We start from the raw sequence: 3,820 nt of genomic DNA, 5'->3' as shown, positions 1-3,820 counted from the left end.
GTACACAAAAATCCGAAAACAGTGGATATGCCTGAAGCGGCGATATTATCTAACACCCAGCTCGCTCAGTTTAAACCCAAAGCAGATCAGTTAATGGCTCAATTAGGCAAGTTTAGTGACATTATGGTGGCGAGAAATTAATCTCTCCTGCGGGGGAACTGTAAGCAAGAGTAAAGATATAGGTGTGTATATTTAATAGCAGTCGTATTAAATAAGTAGTCAGTTTGTGCTGCCTGTAAAGCCGAACAAAGGGGCCACTACACCGACACGCTGCGGGCTAATGATATTCATCACGGCGAGACAGGCTCGCCCCATCGGGCTTCAACACATGACTTCCGAGCGCCATGGACGGCATTTCCTGAGCCCCCATGGATGGGTTGATGGCGCGTCGAGGGAGGTGACTCTGTTTCCTCTTTATACTGCATTTAAATAGTTCGACTATTTGTGTTTGGTATAACGTACCGCTCAAAGTTTTAGGCGTACTGAGCGGGGGTAAAGTCATCTACTTTGCTTAAACGATGCTGCCATAATGCCGCTTCTTGACTTAAGTTAGGGTAGGCAATGGCAGTGTGTTTTCCCCAAATAGGCGCCGGCCAAGCAGCATCGGTGCTAAATCGCGCCACATGATGTAAATGTAACTGAGGCACCATATTACCCAGAGCCGCCACATTGATTTTTTCGGCATCTAATCCCAATTCCATCAGGCTGGCCACCGCACAAGACTCCCGCATCAGTTGCTGTTGATCCGCCTCGCTTAAATGGTGTATTTCGCGAATATCTGCGCGTTTAGGCACTAAAATCAGCCAAGGGTATTGGCAATCGTTCGCCAGCAAGACCAAGCTTAATGGCAGCTCACCCACACATTGCGTGTCAGCAGCTAATTGCGGGTGTAAATGAAACTCGCTCATTTAAGACCTTCGGCATGGCGGCGCAGATACGCAATAATATCTGCCGATTCATATAGCCAAACATACTTTCCCGGTTCAGGTTCAATACGCAAGCAAGGCACCATGCGCTGGCCACCGCCACTCATCAAGGCTTGTAAATGCTCGCGCTGAGTGATGTCGCACTCGGTTATTTCAAGGTCGAGGTCATCGACCACACTTTGTACGCGGTCACAAAAAGGGCACCAGTCTTTTCGATAGAGCGCTAATTGGTCGGTCGCTTCTACCATAGGCGCGGTGTTTGACTCAGACGAGCCACTTTTAAACCAATCAAATACCGACATACTCACCCCCTATTGAGATTAATGTGACTCAGCGTTAACCAAATTAAACGCTAAATGAAGAACCACAACCGCAGGTGCTGGTTGCGTTGGGGTTAGTGACCAAAAAGCGAGAGCCTGCTAGCCCATCAATATAATCGACAGTGCCACCGACAAGATATTGTAAGCTCATGCTATCTACCACCATAATAACGCCGTTTTTTTCAACCACGGTATCACCATCATTGGTTTTTTCATCGAAGGTAAAACCATACTCAAAGCCCGAACAACCACCGCCGGTAATATATACACGCAAGCGTAAATCGGGGTTTTCTTCTTCCCTGATCAACGCTTGGACCTTAGTGGCTGCCGCATCACTCATCTGGATTGGCAAGGGGATTGCTTCGCTCATCACTACCTCTTGAATTAATGATTATCTGAAATTATCCAATACCCGACCAACTAGGTCAAGTATTGTCCGGTATCGGCCAATTGAGACTTAAAGTTCGATCCGCCCTGTTATTCAATGTAAGCCGTAACTCTAACGTGCGCGCTTGACTATCTACGGGTAGACGCAGTTGCCCTGTTAAGACCTGAAAATGACGAAAATCCAAGCTAACAGGTGCCACACCCAGCATATCATCCGTCAGTATCACTGAATGCTCCTTGTGTAGGGCTCGCACGCTAAGGCGCGCTTGCCCTGTTATTTTTTGGCTGCTTTGCGTTGGCTGAAATAACACCAACCGATAGGCAAACATGCCAGGCTCAGCCAGCGCCACTACCTCTTCTTGCGTCAACAGTAGCTCACCACCAACCGGAGACAACACCTGCCGATACAGCGCTAACTCTTGGGCTTGCTCGCTTAATTGCTCTGCTTGTGCATCAAGCAGAGCAAGTTGACTCTCTTCGGCACTCAGCAGCGTTTGCAAATCAACACGTAGTGCCAGTAAAGCTTGCTGATCGCGCTCTGCGGCTAGCCTGTGCTGTGCTAATAACTGGTCTTGTTCTGCATAACGCAAGCCTAAATAGCCCGTTATCAGTAGTAACAACATACTTAACAAAGATAATACCATTAAACGGCGGCTGAACGGCGATGGCATAATCGGCTCCTTTAATATTAGCGGCAAATTGTGCCAAAGCCTGAGACTTGGCGCCAGCAAGATTCAAGCGTTGGGCAATCTTTGTTATAGTCTGCACACCTTAGCAGCATTGGCTGCTACCGACCCCATTCAAAGGATGCTGACATGTCCAAGTCTGATGATTTATTTACCAAAGCGCAGCTGGTTATTCCTGGCGGCGTTAACTCTCCCGTTCGTGCCTTTAATGGTGTAGGCGGCACGCCTCGTTTTATTGAACGTGCCGATGGTGCCTACATTTATGATGCTGATGGCCAGTCTTATGTCGATTATATTGGTTCTTGGGGACCGATGATCTTAGGCCATAATGCCCCAGTAGTACGTGACGCCGTGATAGAAGCCGTTGAACGCGGTTTAAGCTTTGGCGCCCCGACAGGGGTAGAAGTGACGATGGCCGAAAAGGTCAATGAACTGGTGCCCTCTATGGAACAAGTACGCATGGTGAACTCCGGCACCGAAGCCACCATGAGCGCCATTCGTTTAGCTCGAGGCTTTACCAACCGCGACAAAATTCTTAAATTTGAAGGCTGTTACCATGGCCATGCCGACTGCCTATTAGTGAAAGCCGGCTCAGGCGCGCTCACCCTAGGCCAGCCTAACTCACCGGGCGTACCGGCTGACTTTGCAAAGCACACACTCACTGCCACCTTTAATGACTTAGCCTCCGTTGAAGCCGCTTTTGCCGCCGCTCCCGAGGAGATTGCTTGTATTATTGTTGAGCCTATTGCTGGCAATATGAACTGTATTCCTCCGGCAGCTGGCTTTTTAGAAGGCTTACGCACCCTTTGTGACCAATACGGCGCCTTATTGATTTTTGATGAAGTCATGTGTGGTTTCCGGGTGGCACTGGGTGGAGCCCAACAACGCTTTGGCGTCACGCCAGATTTAACCACCTTAGGTAAAATTATCGGGGGTGGCATGCCAGTCGGTGCCTTTGGTGGTCGTCGTGATGTGATGGAATACCTAGCGCCAACCGGTCCCGTTTATCAAGCCGGCACCTTATCGGGTAACCCTGTCGCTATGGCCGCCGGTTTAGCTACGCTGAATGCCCTTAGCCAGCCGGGTGTACATGATAAGCTTGAACAAAGCACTAAGGCATTACTCGATGGAGTACAGGCTGCTGCTGATAAGCACGGCATTCCTTTTACCACCAATCAAGTGGGCGCCATGTTTGGCTTTTTCTTTTCTGATGAAAAAGAAGTGCAGGGTTATGAGCAAGTAACTCGTTGTGATGGTGATGCCTTTAAGCGCTTCTTCCACTTAATGCTGGATCAAGGGGTCTATTTAGCGCCGTCTGCGTTTGAAGCCGGCTTTATGTCATTGGCCCATGGCGAACAAGAAATTGCCCACACCATAGCGGCCGCCGATAAAGCCTTTGCCACCATGAAAGGCGAGTAATACCAATCTAAGTAAGTATATGGTCACTTTGTATTAAGTAAAAACTAAGGACTATTTTTGCCACGCAAGACACGGAAAAGGC

At 48.8% G+C, this 3,820-nt stretch carries 5 protein-coding genes; 1 reads left to right on the top strand and 4 read right to left on the bottom strand.

Annotated elements, in window-relative coordinates:
• Nucleotides 1–473 precede the first annotated feature (473 nt).
• From ACTHY5_RS11570 to ACTHY5_RS11555, 4 genes are read right to left on the bottom strand one after another with little or no spacing between them, the layout of a single operon-like run.
• Complete coding sequence (locus ACTHY5_RS11570) at nt 474–908, bottom strand: HIT domain-containing protein (RefSeq protein ID WP_441879821.1); 435 nt, start codon at nt 906–908, stop codon at nt 474–476.
• The gene (locus ACTHY5_RS11565; RefSeq protein WP_441879818.1) at nt 905–1,228 is read right to left on the bottom strand and encodes a glutaredoxin family protein; all 324 of its coding nucleotides are present in this window, start codon (nt 1,226–1,228) and stop codon (nt 905–907) included. Before ACTHY5_RS11565 ends, ACTHY5_RS11570 begins: the two co-directional genes overlap by 4 nt.
• 43 nt (nt 1,229–1,271) lie before the next feature.
• Nucleotides 1,272–1,616 carry an iron-sulfur cluster insertion protein ErpA gene (erpA, locus tag ACTHY5_RS11560; RefSeq protein WP_441879815.1) on the bottom strand — a complete coding sequence of 115 codons (345 nt, stop codon included), beginning with the start codon at nt 1,614–1,616 and terminating at the stop codon, nt 1,272–1,274.
• A 55-nt stretch (nt 1,617–1,671) separates the two neighbouring features.
• The gene (locus tag ACTHY5_RS11555; protein ID WP_441879812.1) at nt 1,672–2,304 is read right to left on the bottom strand and encodes a DUF6776 family protein; all 633 of its coding nucleotides are present in this window, start codon (nt 2,302–2,304) and stop codon (nt 1,672–1,674) included.
• Nucleotides 2,305–2,448: 144 nt separating this feature from the next.
• Here ACTHY5_RS11555 and hemL point away from each other — a divergent pair, with 144 nt between their 5' ends.
• The gene (gene hemL, locus ACTHY5_RS11550) at nt 2,449–3,738 is read left to right on the top strand and encodes a glutamate-1-semialdehyde 2,1-aminomutase (protein WP_441879809.1); all 1,290 of its coding nucleotides are present in this window, start codon (nt 2,449–2,451) and stop codon (nt 3,736–3,738) included.
• Nucleotides 3,739–3,820 lie beyond the last annotated feature (82 nt).

Origin of the sequence: Oceanisphaera sp. (assembly GCF_052084945.1) — a bacterium.
In the GTDB taxonomy this organism is placed as follows: domain Bacteria; phylum Pseudomonadota; class Gammaproteobacteria; order Enterobacterales; family Aeromonadaceae; genus Oceanimonas.
This window is presented reverse-complemented; position numbering and strand designations above follow the sequence as displayed.

Bases quoted from the DNA above. Each gene is read 5' to 3' on its own strand.
- ACTHY5_RS11565 (WP_441879818.1), bottom strand. From the start codon at position 1,228: ATGTCGGTATTTGATTGGTTTAAAAGTGGCTCGTCTGAGTCAAACACC.
- ACTHY5_RS11555 (WP_441879812.1), bottom strand. From the start codon at position 2,304: ATGCCATCGCCGTTCAGCCGCCGTTTAATGGTATTATCTTTGTTAAGT.
- ACTHY5_RS11570 (WP_441879821.1), bottom strand. From the start codon at position 908: ATGAGCGAGTTTCATTTACACCCGCAATTAGCTGCTGACACGCAATGT.
- erpA (WP_441879815.1), bottom strand. From the start codon at position 1,616: ATGAGCGAAGCAATCCCCTTGCCAATCCAGATGAGTGATGCGGCAGCC.
- hemL (WP_441879809.1), top strand. From the start codon at position 2,449: ATGTCCAAGTCTGATGATTTATTTACCAAAGCGCAGCTGGTTATTCCT.